Here is a 15,040-nt window from a genome sequence, read left to right as displayed (position 1 = left end):
GACCTTCACGATAACGTTCACGATAAGCTCCCGGCCAGTTCAAAGATCGGCATGTACATCAGCACCACCACGCCGCCGATGACGACGCCGATGACGGTCATCAAGAGCGGCTCGAGCAGGCGCGAGGCCCAGTCCACCCAGCGGGCGAATTCCTCGTCGTGGAACTTGGCCGAGCGTTCCAGCATGTCGCCCAGGCGGCCCGTGTTTTCTCCCACTTTCAGCAGCGATTGCGCCACGGGCGTGGCCATGGCGGCGTGTTCCAGCGCGGTGGAAAACGGCATGCCTTCCTGCACCGCGCGGCGCGCCTGCGCCAGCTGCTCCTGCTGCGCCGGCAGCAGCATGGGGGCGACCATGGCCAACGCCTTGTGCAGCGGGATGCCGGCGTGCAGCAGCAGGCTCAGGGCCCGGTAGAAGCGCGCCAGGCGGAATTCCGCCGCCTTCCCGGCCAGCACGGGCAGGCGCAAGAGGCGCAAGACGAGGGCCCGGCGCGCACCGGCATTGGCGATGCCGAAGACCACGGCGCCAACGGCGGCGGCGAGCGCCGTGGCACACAGCAGCGGATGCGCGGCCAGGGTCTGGCCAAAACCCAGTAGCATTTGCGACATCCACGGGATTTCGCGGCCCGAGCTTTCGTAGACGACGCTGAACTTCGGCACCACGTAGCCGAGCAGGAACAGGGTCACCAGACCGCCGACGACGAGCAGCATGCACGGGTAGATGGCGGCGGAAATGAGTTTTTTACGGATGGCGTCGAACTGCAACTGGTAGCCGACGAAGCGCGCCAGCGCCTCGGGCAGGTTGCCCGAGCGTTCGGCCGCATGCACGGTGGCGATGTAAATGTCGGGGAAGATGTCGGGGAAACCGGCCAGGGTGTCGGAAAAGCTTTGCCCTTGCTGCAGGGTGAGCACGATGGCGGCCAGGGTGGCCTTGGCGCCCGCGCGCGTTTCCTTGTTGTGCAGGGTGGCCATGGCCTCGCCCAGGTTCAGGCCCGCTTCGAGCAGGGCCAGCAGCTCCTGGCTGAATTGCAGCAGGGGCAGGCCCTGCTTGCCAGGGCGCGGCGCGACGCCAGCCTCCTGCGCCGCGCCATCGTCGACGGCCAGCACGCGCCAGCCGCCGCGCACGGCCGCGCGGATCGCCTCGGCCTCGCTGGCGGCGTCGATGGCCAGCGCCTGGCTGCCCGCCGGGCCCTGCACCTGGAGGTGAAACTGCATGGCCGCGTCAGGCGAGCATGGTGGCAGGCGTAAAAATGGACAGGCTGGAATGGGGGAAAGCGCGTGCGGACAAGGTCGAAGTAGGCATCGGTCAGGAACAATCCAAAAAAAGTTCAATTCGTCGCGGGTACCGGCAGCAGGCAAGATGCAATCACTGCCTCAGGGTAGACTGTAATTGCCAGAAAATCAATCGTGCTGTGCGGGCAAGCCTTGTATCGATGGCTTGCCCGCATGTTCAGCCGCTTACTGGGTAACCAGGCTGACCTTGTCGATCACGAACGAGGTTTGCAGCGATGCGTCCTCGGTCGCGGCGAACGAGATCTGCACGGTCTGGCCCTTGTAGGCGATCAGGTCAAACGTACGGATCTGGTAGCCGGCTGCCTTGTTCACGTTCGAATACGTGGCCAGGGTACCCAGCACCGTGCCGGCGCTGTTCTTCACGGTGACGACCAGCTTGTCGTACACGGTATTGCCCGTTTCAGCCGTGTCGATGTGCAGCGCGAAGCTCAAGCTGGCGGACGTGGCGGCGGCCGGAATGGCCACGCTTTGCGTCAGCGACTCGCTGGCTGTGGCGCCATTGCCGCCCAGCCAGGCATACTGCGTGCCTTCGTATGCGGTTTGGCCCGTGAAGGTGCCGATAGCGCCCGTGGTGCCGCTCCAGCCCGTGGCGCCGGACTCGAAGCCGCCGTTCGTCACGCGTTCGGTGGCGCTGCTCGTGCCCACCGTCAGCGTGGCGTTGTTCGACGTGGCCGTCACGGCGGGCGAGGACGAATCCGTCACCGTGGCCTTGAACACGGCGCCGCTATCGGCCGCCACGGTCGTGAAGCTGTAGGCAGGCGACGTGGCGCCGCTGATCACGGCGCCGTTGCGGTACCACTTGTAGGTGTACGGTGCCGTGCCGCCGCCCGCGCCCACGGCGAACGAGGCGGTGGCGCCCGGTGCGACGGTGATGCTGGCCGGCTGGCTGGTGATGGTCACCGCGCCGCCCGTGGTCGATTCATCGACGTCGGCGCCCACGTTGATGGCCGCATACGCGCGCTTGACGGCGATAGCCTCGGCGCTACCCACGCCATACAGTTCCTCGGCTGCCTGCAGCACCTTGTTGCGCGCGTCGGCATAGTTGGTCGACGAGGTGAACTTGGTGGTGGCGGCCTTGAACCAGATGCGGTAAGCCTTGTCGCTGCCGATACCGGTCATGGCCAGCGGGCTTTTGTTCAGGTACGAGCTGTAGTAGTCGCTGCTGGACGTGGAGTTCGAACCCTGCGACAGGAAGTAGAACATGCGGTTGTTCGGGCCGCTGCTATAGTGGACGTCGAGGTTCTTGATGGTGCTGCTCCACGCATTCGGGCTGCTGCCATCCTTGCTTGGCTTGTACAGCCAACGCAGCGGCTGGCCATTCTTGGCGATTTCCTTGCCCGTCATCCAATCGTTGCCCGTGTTGGGGATGCTGGTGCCCGTGCCGCCGGCGCGCGCATAGGCTTCCACCATTTCGCCGGCGATGTCCGAGCTCGATTCGTTCAAGCCGCCCGACTCTTGCGAGTAGATCAGGCCCGAGGTGGCGTCCGTGATGCCGTGGCCCATTTCGTGGCCGATCACGTCGATGGAACCGAGGTTGTTGAACGAGCTGCCGCCGTCGCCGATGTACATGCACTTGCAGCTGCTGTCGTAGTAGGCGTTGTCGTAGGCCGTGTTGACGTGGGCGGCGATGTGGGTGGCCGTGTTGTTGCCGTCCAGGCTGGACCAGCCCAGCACATTCTTGTGCGTGTCGTAGGTGTTCATCAGGCCCCACATCGCGTTCACGGCCGCCGTCTGGCCGTTGGCGTTGGTGGTGCTGCCGCCGTTGATGTATTGCTGGCCGTCGCCCCAGGTATTGCTGGTGCTGCTGTACACGCTGCCCGAGGTGGTGCCGTGGTTGGCATTCGTGATGGCCATGCCGCCGAAGCTGCCGCCGGTACCGCGGCTGGGGTCTTTCATGGTGTAGTTGCTGCCCGTGAGCGTGGTGTTGAGCGGTACCTGGCCGTTGTACTGGCTGTTGCCGATGCCGGCCACGGTTTTCAGGGCTTTCCACTGGCGCAGGATGCGGCCATCCTTGGCGCTGACGACGGTGTCGTAGTAGACGGGCTTGTTACCGCTGATCATGCGCGTCTGCACCAGGTAGGCCAGCTCGTAGTGGTCGACCACGTCCTGCACGTCAAGGGCGTTCAGCGCGGCTTCCGACTTGTTCTCGGCGCCGGCCACGCGCACCGTTTTCATCACGGGGTAGATCAGCAGTTGCGCATGCGGCGGCACGTGGTCGACGGCCGGCACGCCGATGCTTTTTACGGCGGCGGCGATGGCGGCGGCGGCGCTGACGGCCGGCGTGGTGTCGATATCGGTGGTGGCGCTGCGGGTGACGGAATTGACGCCGCCGCTACCGAGGCCGGAAGCGCGGTCCGACACGGATTCGCTGACGATGTCGCCGGCGTTGTTGCTGACCACGACCGTCTCGGAACCGAAGACGGGCAAGCCCTTGTAGGTGTGCTGTACGCGGCTCACACGCGTGCCGCTGACGCCCGGATGCTGGGCGCCGACGGCAAAGCCATGCTCGGTATTCAGGCCGCGGCTGCGTGCCTGCGCGGCCAGCTTGTTGACCAGGCTGGCGTTCTCTTGTGGAGAGGCCAGGCTGACCGGGGCGGCCATCAGGGTCTGTGGCAGCGGCGAGGCGGCATCTGCCGTGGTGGCCATCAGCGGCAGGGCGGCGATGGATGCGGCAACTATCGTCAAACGTAAATTCATTTCTGCTCCATGGTATCGGTTAAGGAAATGGTGAATGAGCTGGCCGCGATGCCTGATGGCCACCCCGGCGTGCCTGGCGGCGGGCGGATAGCCTGCCGTTTTGTGGTGGCATGACGCCGGGTAGGGGGACACTAAACTTGTCGAGATCGCCATGTCAAAAAATTCAAGAAATGGGTCACTACGCGAATTTTTGTTAAGAATTGAACATTTATCAGCCCTGTATCGTTGGAAAGTTTGATCTACCACAAGCTGCAACTTTTGTTTTGGACTACTTCCCCTAATGGAGCGCTCTGTTGGAAAAACACTGTTGCATTTTTTAAATGTTGCGATCTACACTAGCTCTTCATGTGGTCCCCAGCGGATCACGCGAAGACAAAAAAAGCGCACGCGGCAATGACCGCGTCCAGATACAGCGCATCGGGAAAAAAATCGGGAGTTTCACATGACGTCAGTTCTGTTTTCTGCTGTTGGTTTCAGCCATTTCCCCTCTGGAGCGGCATTCATGCTGCATCCGCCTTCCTAGCCGCCGTTAACCGGCCCTTCCCCCGCGAGGGGGGCTTTTCAGAGAGTCCGACCGCGCCGCCCGGTGCGGCCGCTGGCGCAGTGCATCCTTTTTTCAGGAAGGGTTGCCGGCTCCTGGTGCGTGCACCGGAATCACCGGCCCGACGAACTATGCTTTCGATAGCGACCAAAGTGGAACAGATCGTGATGGAATCGGCCTTTCTCAGCGAGGGACTGGGCCGGGGCTTGCTCAACCTGTCGGAACTGGCGCGCCAGCTGCAGCCGCAATTGCAGAGCGACTTATGGAAACCGGTGGGCCAGGCCGCCGTGGTGATGGCGCTGCGCCGCCTGGCCGAACGGATGCCGCAGCAGAAAAGCGGCGAGATCGTGCTGGCGCACCGTGCGGGAGAACTGTCCACGCGCAGCGAACTGATGATTTTTACCTACCGTTACTCCGACCAGACGTATGCCTGCCAGCGCCAGTTGCTGGCGCTGGCCGCGCCCCAGCGGGGCACGTTCATTACCGTCACGCGCGGCGTCAACGAGGTGATGGTGATCTGCAGCCGCAGCCTGCATGCGCTGGTGGAAGAGGTTTTCGGCGAAGAGCAGGAGCTGGCGCGCCTCGAGCGCGTGACGGCCGTGACCTTGCACCTGGCGCCTGAAACCTGCTATACGCCGGGCGTGTATCACGCCATCCTCAAGCGCCTAGCGTGGGAGCGCATCAACCTGATCAACATCATCTGCACCTACACGGAGCTGACCTTGCTGCTGGAAGCATCGCAGACGGGGGCCGCCTTTGCCGTGCTGTCGAAAATCGTCGCCCAATGAAAAACGCCCCGCTGCGGCGATGCAGCGGGGCGTTGGCGGGACGCAGCCCGTTTATTTTTCCAGTTGCGTACGCACGCGGGCGATCGCGGCGCGTACCTGGCGTGGCGCGGTGCCGCCCACGTGGTCGCGCGCGGCGACAGAGCCTTCCAGGGTCAGCACGGCAAACACGTCTTCGTCCGTCAGCGGGGAAAACGCGCGCAGCTGCTCCAAAGACAGGTCGGCCAGGTCGCAGCCGGCGTCGACGCAGGCGCGCACGGCCAGGGCCACCGCTTCATGCGCGTCGCGGAATGGCAAGCCCTTCTTGACCAGGTAGTCGGCCAGGTCGGTCGCCGTGGCATAACCCTGCAGGGCTGCCGCGCGCATCGCTTCCGGTTTCACCGTGATGCCGCCGGCCATGTCGGCGAAGATGCGCAGGGTGTCGATGACGGTGTCGACGGTGTCGAACAGCGGTTCCTTGTCTTCCTGGTTGTCCTTGTTGTAGGCCAGCGGCTGGCCTTTCATCAGGGTCAGCAGGCCAGTCAGGTGACCATACACGCGACCCGTCTTGCCACGCGCCAGTTCCGGCACGTCCGGGTTTTTCTTTTGCGGCATGATCGACGAGCCGGTGCAGAAGCGGTCGGCGATGTCGATGAAGCCGATGCGTGGGCTCATCCAGATCACCAGTTCTTCGGCCATGCGCGACACGTGCATCATCAGCACGGCGGAGGCGGCGCAAAATTCGATGGCGAAATCGCGGTCCGACACGGCGTCGAGCGAGTTGTGGCACACGTCGTCAAAGCCCAGCGTCTTGGCCACGCGCAGGCGGTCGATGGGGAAGGTGGTGCCGGCCAGGGCGGCGGCGCCCAGCGGCAGGCGGTTGACGCGCTTGCGGCAGTCGGCCATGCGCTCGGCGTCGCGGCCGAACATCTCGACATATGCCAGCATGTGGTGGCCGAAGGTGATCGGTTGGGCTACTTGCATGTGGGTAAAGCCGGGCATGATGGTGTCGGCATGCTGTTCGGCCAGATCCGTCAGCGCGCCGCGGAACGTCGCCAGCAGGGCGGTGATGTCGTCGATGGCGGAGCGTACGTACAGGCGAATGTCGGTCGCCACCTGGTCGTTGCGCGAACGGCCCGTGTGCAAGCGCTTGCCCGCATCGCCTACCAGTTCGGTCAGGCGCTTTTCAATATTCAGGTGGACATCTTCCAGGTCCAGCAGCCATTCGAACTGGCCGGCGGCGATTTCCTGCGAGATTTGCGCCATGCCGCGCTGGATTTCCGCGTAGTCGGCCGGGCTGATGATGGCTTGCGCATGCAGCATTTCCGCATGGGCCAGCGAACCTTCGATGTCGAACAGCGCCAGGCGCTTGTCAAAAAATACAGAAGCTGTGTAGCGCTTGACGAGGTCCGAGACCGGTTCGGAAAACCGGGCCGACCAGGCTTCGCCCTTTTTGGAGAATTGATCAGTCATGAAAGAAGTCCTTTAGTGTAGGGCGATTATAAACAAGGTTGGCCGGCGGTAGGGCTTTTAGGGGCTTGCAGGGCGCTGAAATGGCCAGGAATGGGGCTGGCAAGCCTCAAATGCCACGGCGTGTGCACGTTGTGCGTTCCATCCGGGCTTTTTGTATTCTGTCCCGCGAATCGTGCGTTTGGTCGCAATTCGATGGCGGTTCAGGGGGGATCGGCCTACAGTTCAATCATCGCAGCACACAACCAGCCACCCAAAGGACATCATCATGAACATCGCCAAAAACATGGAAGCCATCTTCGTTGCCATCATCGCCATCGCCGCCGCCACCAGCCTGGCTACCGCCGCCGTGCCGAAGTTCCGCGCCGCGCCGGCACCCATTGCGGCCAGTGCCGAGCAAGTCACCATGCACACCGTGTACGTCAGCGCCAAGCGCCTGAGCGCGGAAGAAAAAGCCGCCCTGTAAGCGCGGCCATGCCATGCAGGCAGTAGCAGTACCTCGCAGTTTCCCATCACGGGCCATTCGAACGGACGGTACCCCCGGTTCGCTCCAGCCCAGGTGACAGCAGCAATACGCAACACAGCATAACGACAGGCGGAACGTACGCCTCCAGCCAAGCAGCCTACTTTCACGCGTTAGCCCTCACGGGCCGTCGGCATCGCGCCGGCGGCAGCGGACAGCCACGCCTAGCGCATTTCGTCCAGCGCCCAGCGCGCCTCGCTGGCCACGTCGGGGACGGGGTCATGCAAGCGGCTTTGCAGCATGGGAATGGCGGCGCCAGCTTGCAAGTCGCCCAGCGCATGCGCCACGCGACGGCGCACCACGGCGTCCTGATCGCCCAGCATGGCGATCATCGGCGCCAGCCAGCGCCGCTCGCCCATGTCGCCCAACGCGGCGGCAGCTTCGGCGCGCACCGCGGCGTCGCGATCGGCCAGCAGCGCCGCCACGGCGGGTGCCGTTTCCGTAAAACGCATTTCACCGAAGGCCCAGACGGCAAGCTGGCGTACGACAGGCTGCGGGTCGCGCAAGGCCAGCAGCAGCGCCGGTATGGCGGCGCGCTGGTGGAACGATTCCGTCTCGGCCGCATGGCGCAGCGTGTAGTCCCTGGCGCGCATCGCGCTGGCAAGTTGGGTGAAATTCGGATTGTCGAGCGCTTGCAGCAAGGCGACCGGGTCTTGCTGCCGGCTGTCGGAGCCCGGCAGCAGGCTGTCCGGCCACAGCACCCGCTCCCCTTGCAGCGTGATACTGCCGATCACGCACATCAGCGCTACGCTTGCCAGCATGCCGCTCCACCATTGACGCAGCGTGACGCGCCCGCGCGGGCGATGGGCTTCCAGCAGCGCCGCGATGCGTGCGCCCAGCATGGCGCCGCGGCTGGCAATGCGATTGGCCATGCCAGTTGCCGGCTTGCCTGCCGTTCCTGCGCCGAAGGCCTGGCGTGACACCGTGAGCAGGGTGTGGGCATAACGCGATGGCGTGGCGCCGGCAGCCAGCACCGCATCATCGGCAGCGCATTCCGTATCGTGTTCGAACATGCGCAACAGCGGATACATCAGCGGGTGCCACCAGTACAGGGCAAGCAGTACGCGCGCCAGCAGCAGCATGGGCCAGTCATGGGCGCGGATATGCGCCAGTTCGTGGGCCAGTACGGCATCGGCCTGTGCGTTGCCGGCGCTGTGACGGTCCAGCACGATGACGGGATGATGCCAGCCCCAGCTGTATGGCGATGCGGCCGTATCGGAGACCAGCAGGCGCACGGCGCGGCGCAGCCCCAGCGACCGATGCAGCCTTTGCAGGGCCGTTGTCCATGCCGGCGCTTCGAGCACCTGTGCGGCGACGCTCGCCTGGCGCAAGCGCGCCAGGTTCAGCGCCAGGCGCAGCAGGTGGCATGCCACGCCGACGGCATACGCGGCCAGCAGCCAGCGGCCCAGCCATGCGGCACGTGCCGGGGCAGCCACGGCTGCCTCGATGTCGGGCAGCGCGACCGTCGTCACGCTGATGGGGATGCGCAGCGGAGGATCGAGCAGGGCCGACAGGGCCAGCGGCATGCGCATGGGCAGCTGCGGCAGCCATAGCCAGAACAAGGGCAGCAACAGCAGCGCCACCAGGCCGCAGCGCGTGGCAAACACGCGGCGCGAGGCCGATGCGCGGTGCAGCAGGCGCAGCATGCAGAGCAGCAGCACGACCGTCACGCTATGCTTCAACAGCAGCTGCGCGAGGTCGGTTCCCGCCATCAGCGGCCTTCCTGGCGTGCCTTCGCGATCATCGCTTCGAGGTCATCGAGCTCCTGCGCACTCAGTTCGCCGGACATGCCGAGCAAGGCCGTCGCGGCGCTGGCCTTGGAATTATTGAAAAAGGTACCGACCAGTTTTTTCAGCGCCGACTCGCGCACCTGCGCCTGCGGCGCCACGGCGCTGTACAAATAGCGCTGGCCATCGACGCGATGCTGCAGCACGCCCTTCGTTTCCAGGCGCGCCAGCATGGCGCGCACCGCCGAATTGCTCAAGTCCGGGCCCAGTGCTTCCTGGATTTGCGACGCGGTGGCTTCCTGCAGCCGGTACACGCATTCGACGACCTGGCGTTCGCGCGGCGCCAGGTCTTCCAGTCCGCGCATGTCGGCGCCTGTTGTGGATACGGGATTTTTTTTCATGGTTGTTTCAATGCTTGCTCTGCTTGTGAAAGATGCTGGCGGTAGCCGGCCATTGCCTGTTCGCGTGCACCGTTGGCCTGTCCCAGCGCAAGCGCCCGCGTGAACTGGCGCTGCGCTTCCGCAGGGCGAGCGTCCGCCAGCAAGGCTTCGCCGTAGCTGTCCGCGGCATTGTCGGACTGCGCGTGGGCCTGGTTATTGTACGCCAGCACCAGCGTGGCCAGCGCCGTGCGCTTCGCCCTGGTCAGCAGGTCGAAACCCAGCGTATTGATCTCCACTTCGCTCAGGGCGCTGTCCCGCAGCGCCAGCGCGATGCGGCTTGCGGCCGCGTCGTTCTGCTGCTTGCCCAGCAGGGCGGCGCTGTGCTCCAGTTCCCCCATCAGTTTTTGTCTGGCCTGCGCCCTGGCCACGCGCGCGGCGCTCTGCGTGGCCAGGGTCATGACCTGGCCGATGGCGGCAACAACGAGTTCCGGTTCCTGCATCTGGATGCCATGGCCGCTATTCGGCGTGAAGACGTGCGCGCCGCTGGAAAACTGGCTGAGGAAGGCGGCGTGCCGCTCGCGCTTGATCTTGACGATGGCTGGCGTCTCCTGGAAAAAGTCCGAATCGGCACGCGCCTGCACGGACGTGAGCAGCACCGCCGGCACGTCGGGCAGCACCGGCATCGTCGGCAGCTTGCCCGCATCGAGGATGGCCTGGATGGTCTGCAGCTCGCCCTGCCACTTGGCCGGGATGCTGGCAGCGAGCATGCGCTGGTCCTGTTGCAAGCGCACCGGATCGAGGCGTTTGAGGACGGTTTCCAGGCCTTCATCCGCGGGGTCGACAAAGACCAGACCCGCGACCTGCTGCGGATGCGTCGCCGCGAAATAGCGGATCAGGAAGCCGCCATAGGAATGGCCCACCAGGATCAACGATCCTTCCACCTTGCGCTGGCGCAGCACATCGGCCAGCTCGGCGACGCTTTGTTTCATGCTGAGTGGCTGGGGACGCGCCGGCGACTTGCCGTAGCCGGCACGCGAGTAGACCAGCACCGCCGCTTTCTTCGCCACCTCCGGCGCCACCTTGCGCCATACCGACAGGTCGCTGGCGAAGCCCGCCTCGAAGACGACGGTATACGGCCCGACGCCAGTCTGCGCCACGTGCAGCGGATGCCCGCCGACGCTGACCATGCCGTCAAAATCGGCGGCGACGGCCGGTGTTGTCAGGGCGGCGGCAGACAGCAGGCCGGCCAATGTCCACTTCCATGCGAATGAGAGCATCGTTTTCTTTGAGGGTTGATTTGGCTACAAATGTAGCATGCTACATTTGTAGCATCCCTGCAAGCAATGCATGCGGCGGCTTGTCCGCCGCAGGGAACGGCGGCCAGCCAGCCTTCCTGCCTTTCATCGGGCCGGTTGGTATTCTGTCCCTTCTTTTGGGCGGTTTGTCGCAAGCCGCTGGAGATGGCCGGCCCATGCGCCTACAGTTCCATCATCGCAGCAGACAACCAGCCACCCAAAGGACACCATCATGAACATCGCTAAAAACATGGAAGCCATCTTCGTTGCCGTCATCGCCATCGCCGCTGCCACCAGCCTGGCCACCGCCGCCGTGCCGAAATTCCGCGCCGCGCCGGCATCCATGGTCGCCAGCGCCGATCAAGCCACCATGTACACCGTGTATGTCAGCGCCAAGCGCCTGAGCGCCGAAGAAAAAGCCGCCCTGTAAGGATGACGGCAACACGACAGACTGCCTATCGGACCCTGATCCCATGACCTCACATTTTTTCTGGCTTCTGCTTGCTGTATCGTTCTCGGCGACTGCTGCTCCCATGCCGGAGGCATTCAGCCCGGCGCCTTGCGAGACGGGTATTTTTCGCCAGGACCAGACGGGCTTCGTCGCCCTCACCAAGGGGGCGAAAGGCTATGGCTATACTTTCAGCGACGGGACCGTCGGCAACACGCAGGACGCCGGCGTGCTGCTCGCGTGCGGAAAGGACGCCGTGCTTGTCAACGGCAAGGAGCGCTGGCCGAAAGTGGCTTTGGCCGAAGCAGATACGCGCTTTGAATCGCATGGCGTCATGCTGGCGGGCCGCCTGATGGAAGCGCCGGGCGCCGGCAAGGACACGCCATTGGTCGTGTATGCCCATGGTTCCGAAAGCAGCGGCTGGATCGACCGCGCGCGCGACCCTTATCAGATGGTGGGACGGGGCGTGTCCGTTTTCGTGTATGACAAGCGCGGTACCGGGTTGTCCGAAGGCGAATATACGCAGAATTTTCCGCGCCTGGCCGATGACCTGGTGGCCGCGTCGCGCGAAGCAAAACGGCTGGCGCAAGGGCGTTACGGCCGCTTCGGCCTGATGGGTGTAAGCCAGGGCGGCTGGATTGCCCCGCTGGCGCAGGCGCGCGCCAAGGCGCAATTTCTCGGCATCGGCTATGGCCTGGTGGCCGATATCACGGAGCAGGATGCGGCGCAGGTTGCCAGAGAACTTCAGGACAAGGGTTATGGCGGCGACGTCATCGCGAAGGCCAGGACGGTGACGGATATCACGGCAAGAATCGTCAAATCCGGCTACCAAGATGGACTGGACGACCTGTCTGCATTCCAGCGGCAGTTTGGCAAGGAGCCGTGGTTTGCCCTCATCAAGGGCGGCTACACGGGCGTGTTGCTGGGCATGCCGGCCGATGAGCTGCGCAAGAATGGCATACCGCGGTTCGACAAGCTCGATATCGACTGGTCGCTCGATCCCGTGCAGGTCGCGCGGCAAGTCACGGTGCCGCAGCTGTGGGCCCTGGCAGAGGATGACCGCCAAGCGCCGCCGGCTGTCACTATCGAGCGCTTGACGGCGTTGCGCGGCCAGGGCCAGGCCATCTCGGTCTACCTCTTCCCGCAGGCCGATCACGGCATGCGCAGCTACGCTCAGGCGCCCGATGGAACGCGCAAGCCGACCATCATCACGCCCGGCTTTTACGACCTGATGGCCGACTGGGCAAAGGGCGGCATCCATGGCGCCTACGGACAGGCGTACCGCAAATAACGCCACGGCGACGGCGCGTGGCCGTGGTTATTGCCAGTGCATCAGGCAGGGCGGAATCAAGAGCAGCAGCGCCAGCACCAGGTAAATCAGCTGCAGCGGGATCATCCACTTGGCCCACGTAATCCAGGGCACACGCGCCAGCGCCAGCACGCCGACGGTGATGCCGGACGTGGGGATCATCGGCGTGGTGAACTCGCCGAACTGGAAGGCCAGGATCGCTGTCTGGCGCGTCACGCCCACCAGGTCGGCCAGCGGCGCCATAATGGGCATCGTCAGCGCGGCCTGGCCGCTGCCGGAATGGATGAAGAAGTTGATCACCGACTGCATGAAGAACATTTTTTGTGCGGCGAAGACGGGACTCGACGAGGCCACCAGGGGCGTCAATGCGTGCAGCATGGTGTCGATGATTTGCGCGTCGCGCGCCAGGATCATGGTGCCGCGCGCCAGCGCGATGACCAGCGCCACGCTGACCATGTCGCGCGCGCCCTGCACGAACGACGCCACCAGGCTGTCCATGTCGAGCCGGCCGACCAGGCCGACGACGATGGCCATCACTAGGAACAGGGCGGCGATTTCATCGATGAACCAGTCGTATTTGACGACGCCGACGACCATCGTCAGCAAGGTCGCCATGAAAATCCACAGCACGGCGCGGTGCGTGCGCGTCATGCCGGCAAAGCTGTTCAGGTCCAATGTGTGCTCACTGCGCTTTTCGATGTCGAGCAGGTAGGTCGGGCTTTTTTCCGGATGGCGCTTGATGCGCGCCGCATACCACATCAAAAACACGATGCTGACCGCCGTGGCGATGGCCCACACGATCAGGCGGTAGCCGATGCCGGAAAAGATCGGCACCCCGGCGATGCCCTGTGCGATGCCGACATTGAACGGGTTCAGGAAGGCGGCGGAAAAGCCCACCTGCGAGCCGATGAAGGGAATCGACACGCCCGTGATGGTGTCATAGCCCAGAGCCAGCGCCAGCGGCACGAAGATCAGGATGAAGGGAATCGCTTCCTCGTTCATGCCGAAGGTGGCGCCGCCCAAGGAAAACATGGTGAAGAAGACGGGGATGATGGCGGCGCGCACGAAGCGCGAACTGGTGTGGGCCTTGGCGATGGCCTTGATCAGGGAATCGAAGGCTTCCGTTTTTTGCAGCACGGCGAAGGCGCCGCCGACGATCAGCACGAAGCCGATAATCAGGCTGGCGTCGACGAAGCCCTTGATGGGCGCCATCATCAGGGCGGCGAGTCCCTGCGGCTTGTTGTCGACATAGTGAAACGTGCCTGGGATGATCAGCTGCTTGCCGTTCACCAGTTGCGTGTCGAATTTCCCGCCTGGCACCAGCCACGTCGCCAGGGCGATCATGGCCAGGATGCCGCACAGCAGGACGAAGGTATTGGGGAGCTTGAATTTTCTCATGGCGTCATTGGCTCAGCAGGCTGCCGCCGCGGAAGGCGACAGCGCCGGCGACCTTGCCGACATTCATGCCGCGCAGGACGTGGCGGTGGGCGCTGCGCGCAAAAAAGACGCCGGAGACGGTGCAGCGCAAGGTCGTCGTTTCGCCGCTGACGGGGTCGATCAGGTCGGCCACCGCATCGCCGGCGGCCAGTACGTCGCCCATTTCGCGCAGGTAGACCAGCACGCCATGATGCGGCGCGAGGATCGGTTCCACGCCGGCCAGCGGCGTCGGTTCGCATTGCGGCGCGGGCAGGTCGTCGCCGGCGCCGGCTATCTCCAGCACGCCCTCGATGGCGAGAAAACGCAGCAGGGCGGTGGCGTCGCGCTCGGCCAGGGCGTAGCTCACTTCCACTTCGCCGCGCAACTCGACGGTGGTCGACAGGCAGGCGGCAGGAATCGGATAGCGGCCCTGGAAATGCGCGTCGAGATCCCACCACAACCGGCTGCAGGCTTCGTCGAACGGTTCTTCACCGGCCGCCAGTTCCAGCAGCACGGCGCGCGCGCCCAGCAACGCGGACAGGGGGGCGATCTGCGCGGCCAGCGGCGTGCCCGTATAAATGTGCAGGGCCGCCTCGTTGTCGCAATGCAGGTCGAGCACGATGTCGGCGTCGACGGCCATGCCCAGCAGGGTTTTCTTCAGCGTTTCCGCATCCGTGCCCGGCCGCCAGGCGGCGACGGCGGCGCGCGCATGTTCGCGTATCAGCGCCACGTTGGCTTGCGCATCCTGTCCCAGCAGACCATCGAGCGTGGTTTTCAGTTCATCGGCCACGTGGCGGTAGGCGCGGTTGAAGTTGATGCCGGTGGTCAGGTCGAAGCGGCCGAACGGCGCGCCGTGGATGGCTTGCGCCAGGCCGATCGGGTTGGCGGCCGGCACCAGGATGATTTCGCCGTGGATCCTGCCCGCCGCTTCCAGCGCCAGCAGCTCGCGGCGTAAAAATTGCGACACCAGCATGCCCGGCACTTCATCAGCATGCAGCGCCGCCTGGATGTACACCTTCTTGCCGCTGCGGCTAGCGGCGGCCGCACTGCCAAAATGGAAGCTGCTCAATTGGCACGCTACGCTGGCGTGCGCGGTGGAGATGGGATGCTGTTGTACTTGCATGGTGAATTCGCCCCAAAACGGGGCGCGGTTGATGGATTCCGGTCGATTATGTAGCAAT

The 15,040-nt window shown here is 64.4% G+C and carries 12 protein-coding genes; 4 read left to right on the top strand and 8 right to left on the bottom strand.

The annotated features are described in order from the left end of the window. Positions 1 to 17 precede the first annotated feature (17 nt). The gene (locus O3299_RS17390) at positions 18 to 1,211 is read right to left on the bottom strand and encodes a type II secretion system F family protein (protein WP_305054055.1); all 1,194 of its coding nucleotides are present in this window, start codon (positions 1,209 to 1,211) and stop codon (positions 18 to 20) included. A gap of 243 nt (positions 1,212 to 1,454) precedes the next feature. Further along, positions 1,455 to 3,986 (bottom strand): M4 family metallopeptidase, encoded by a 2,532-nt coding sequence (locus tag O3299_RS17385; protein WP_305054054.1) that lies wholly within the window; start codon positions 3,984 to 3,986, stop codon positions 1,455 to 1,457. A gap of 672 nt (positions 3,987 to 4,658) precedes the next feature. On the opposite strand from O3299_RS17385, the gene O3299_RS17380 reads away from it, so the two are divergent. Next, a complete protein-coding gene (locus O3299_RS17380; RefSeq protein WP_099666466.1) occupies positions 4,659 to 5,315 on the top strand; it encodes a hypothetical protein in 657 nt (218 codons plus the stop codon). 51 nt (positions 5,316 to 5,366) lie between these two features. Here O3299_RS17380 and argH read toward each other — a convergent pair whose 3' ends face one another. Further along, positions 5,367 to 6,764, bottom strand: a complete 1,398-nt coding sequence (argH, locus tag O3299_RS17375; protein ID WP_251350221.1) for an argininosuccinate lyase — start codon at positions 6,762 to 6,764, stop codon at positions 5,367 to 5,369. Between the two features lie 265 nt (positions 6,765 to 7,029). Between argH and O3299_RS17370 the strand changes: the two genes are divergently transcribed. Then, entirely contained in the window at positions 7,030 to 7,227 is a 198-nt protein-coding gene (locus O3299_RS17370) for a hypothetical protein (protein ID WP_077408563.1), read from the top strand. Positions 7,228 to 7,448: 221 nt separating this feature from the next. Here the strand turns inward: O3299_RS17370 and O3299_RS17365 are convergent, their stop codons facing one another. The 3 genes from O3299_RS17365 to O3299_RS17355 are packed head-to-tail and all read right to left on the bottom strand — an operon-like array spanning position 7,449 to position 10,668. Continuing rightward, the gene (locus tag O3299_RS17365; protein WP_305062797.1) at positions 7,449 to 8,996 is read right to left on the bottom strand and encodes a M56 family metallopeptidase; all 1,548 of its coding nucleotides are present in this window, start codon (positions 8,994 to 8,996) and stop codon (positions 7,449 to 7,451) included. Beyond that, positions 8,996 to 9,412 carry a BlaI/MecI/CopY family transcriptional regulator gene (locus tag O3299_RS17360; RefSeq protein WP_099666471.1) on the bottom strand — a complete coding sequence of 139 codons (417 nt, stop codon included), beginning with the start codon at positions 9,410 to 9,412 and terminating at the stop codon, positions 8,996 to 8,998. The genes O3299_RS17365 and O3299_RS17360 overlap by 1 nt, the downstream gene beginning before the upstream one ends. Beyond that, the gene (locus tag O3299_RS17355) at positions 9,409 to 10,668 is read right to left on the bottom strand and encodes an alpha/beta fold hydrolase (RefSeq protein WP_305062796.1); all 1,260 of its coding nucleotides are present in this window, start codon (positions 10,666 to 10,668) and stop codon (positions 9,409 to 9,411) included. The genes O3299_RS17360 and O3299_RS17355 overlap by 4 nt, the downstream gene beginning before the upstream one ends. A gap of 250 nt (positions 10,669 to 10,918) precedes the next feature. On the opposite strand from O3299_RS17355, the gene O3299_RS17350 reads away from it, so the two are divergent. Then, the gene (locus O3299_RS17350) at positions 10,919 to 11,116 is read left to right on the top strand and encodes a hypothetical protein (RefSeq protein WP_305062795.1); all 198 of its coding nucleotides are present in this window, start codon (positions 10,919 to 10,921) and stop codon (positions 11,114 to 11,116) included. A 103-nt stretch (positions 11,117 to 11,219) separates the two neighbouring features. Next, on the top strand, positions 11,220 to 12,425 hold the full coding sequence (locus tag O3299_RS17345; RefSeq protein WP_305062794.1) for a S9 family peptidase: 1,206 nt from the start codon (positions 11,220 to 11,222) through the stop codon (positions 12,423 to 12,425). A gap of 27 nt (positions 12,426 to 12,452) precedes the next feature. On the opposite strand, the gene O3299_RS17340 is transcribed toward O3299_RS17345, so the two are convergent. Both O3299_RS17340 and O3299_RS17335 read right to left on the bottom strand, forming a co-directional pair. Continuing rightward, entirely contained in the window at positions 12,453 to 13,841 is a 1,389-nt protein-coding gene (locus O3299_RS17340) for a YfcC family protein (RefSeq protein ID WP_083299835.1), read from the bottom strand. Between the two features lie 4 nt (positions 13,842 to 13,845). Next, the gene (locus O3299_RS17335; RefSeq protein WP_305062793.1) at positions 13,846 to 14,982 is read right to left on the bottom strand and encodes a succinylglutamate desuccinylase/aspartoacylase family protein; all 1,137 of its coding nucleotides are present in this window, start codon (positions 14,980 to 14,982) and stop codon (positions 13,846 to 13,848) included. Between the last annotated feature and the right edge of the window lie 58 nt (positions 14,983 to 15,040).

The organism is Janthinobacterium sp. SUN176 (genome assembly GCF_030587335.1).
GTDB classification, from domain to species: domain Bacteria; phylum Pseudomonadota; class Gammaproteobacteria; order Burkholderiales; family Burkholderiaceae_D; genus Janthinobacterium; species Janthinobacterium kumbetense.
The sequence above is the reverse complement of the archived record's forward strand: the minus strand, read 5'-3'. Positions and strand labels throughout refer to the sequence as shown.

Bases quoted from the DNA above. Each gene is read 5' to 3' on its own strand.
- O3299_RS17355 (WP_305062796.1), bottom strand. From the start codon at position 10,668: ATGCTCTCATTCGCATGGAAGTGGACATTGGCCGGCCTGCTGTCTGCC.
- O3299_RS17365 (WP_305062797.1), bottom strand. From the start codon at position 8,996: ATGGCGGGAACCGACCTCGCGCAGCTGCTGTTGAAGCATAGCGTGACG.
- O3299_RS17335 (WP_305062793.1), bottom strand. From the start codon at position 14,982: ATGCAAGTACAACAGCATCCCATCTCCACCGCGCACGCCAGCGTAGCG.
- O3299_RS17380 (WP_099666466.1), top strand. From the start codon at position 4,659: ATGCTTTCGATAGCGACCAAAGTGGAACAGATCGTGATGGAATCGGCC.
- O3299_RS17340 (WP_083299835.1), bottom strand. From the start codon at position 13,841: ATGAGAAAATTCAAGCTCCCCAATACCTTCGTCCTGCTGTGCGGCATC.
- O3299_RS17360 (WP_099666471.1), bottom strand. From the start codon at position 9,412: ATGAAAAAAAATCCCGTATCCACAACAGGCGCCGACATGCGCGGACTG.
- O3299_RS17370 (WP_077408563.1), top strand. From the start codon at position 7,030: ATGAACATCGCCAAAAACATGGAAGCCATCTTCGTTGCCATCATCGCC.
- O3299_RS17350 (WP_305062795.1), top strand. From the start codon at position 10,919: ATGAACATCGCTAAAAACATGGAAGCCATCTTCGTTGCCGTCATCGCC.
- O3299_RS17385 (WP_305054054.1), bottom strand. From the start codon at position 3,986: ATGAATTTACGTTTGACGATAGTTGCCGCATCCATCGCCGCCCTGCCG.
- O3299_RS17345 (WP_305062794.1), top strand. From the start codon at position 11,220: ATGCCGGAGGCATTCAGCCCGGCGCCTTGCGAGACGGGTATTTTTCGC.
- O3299_RS17390 (WP_305054055.1), bottom strand. From the start codon at position 1,211: ATGCAGTTTCACCTCCAGGTGCAGGGCCCGGCGGGCAGCCAGGCGCTG.
- argH (WP_251350221.1), bottom strand. From the start codon at position 6,764: ATGACTGATCAATTCTCCAAAAAGGGCGAAGCCTGGTCGGCCCGGTTT.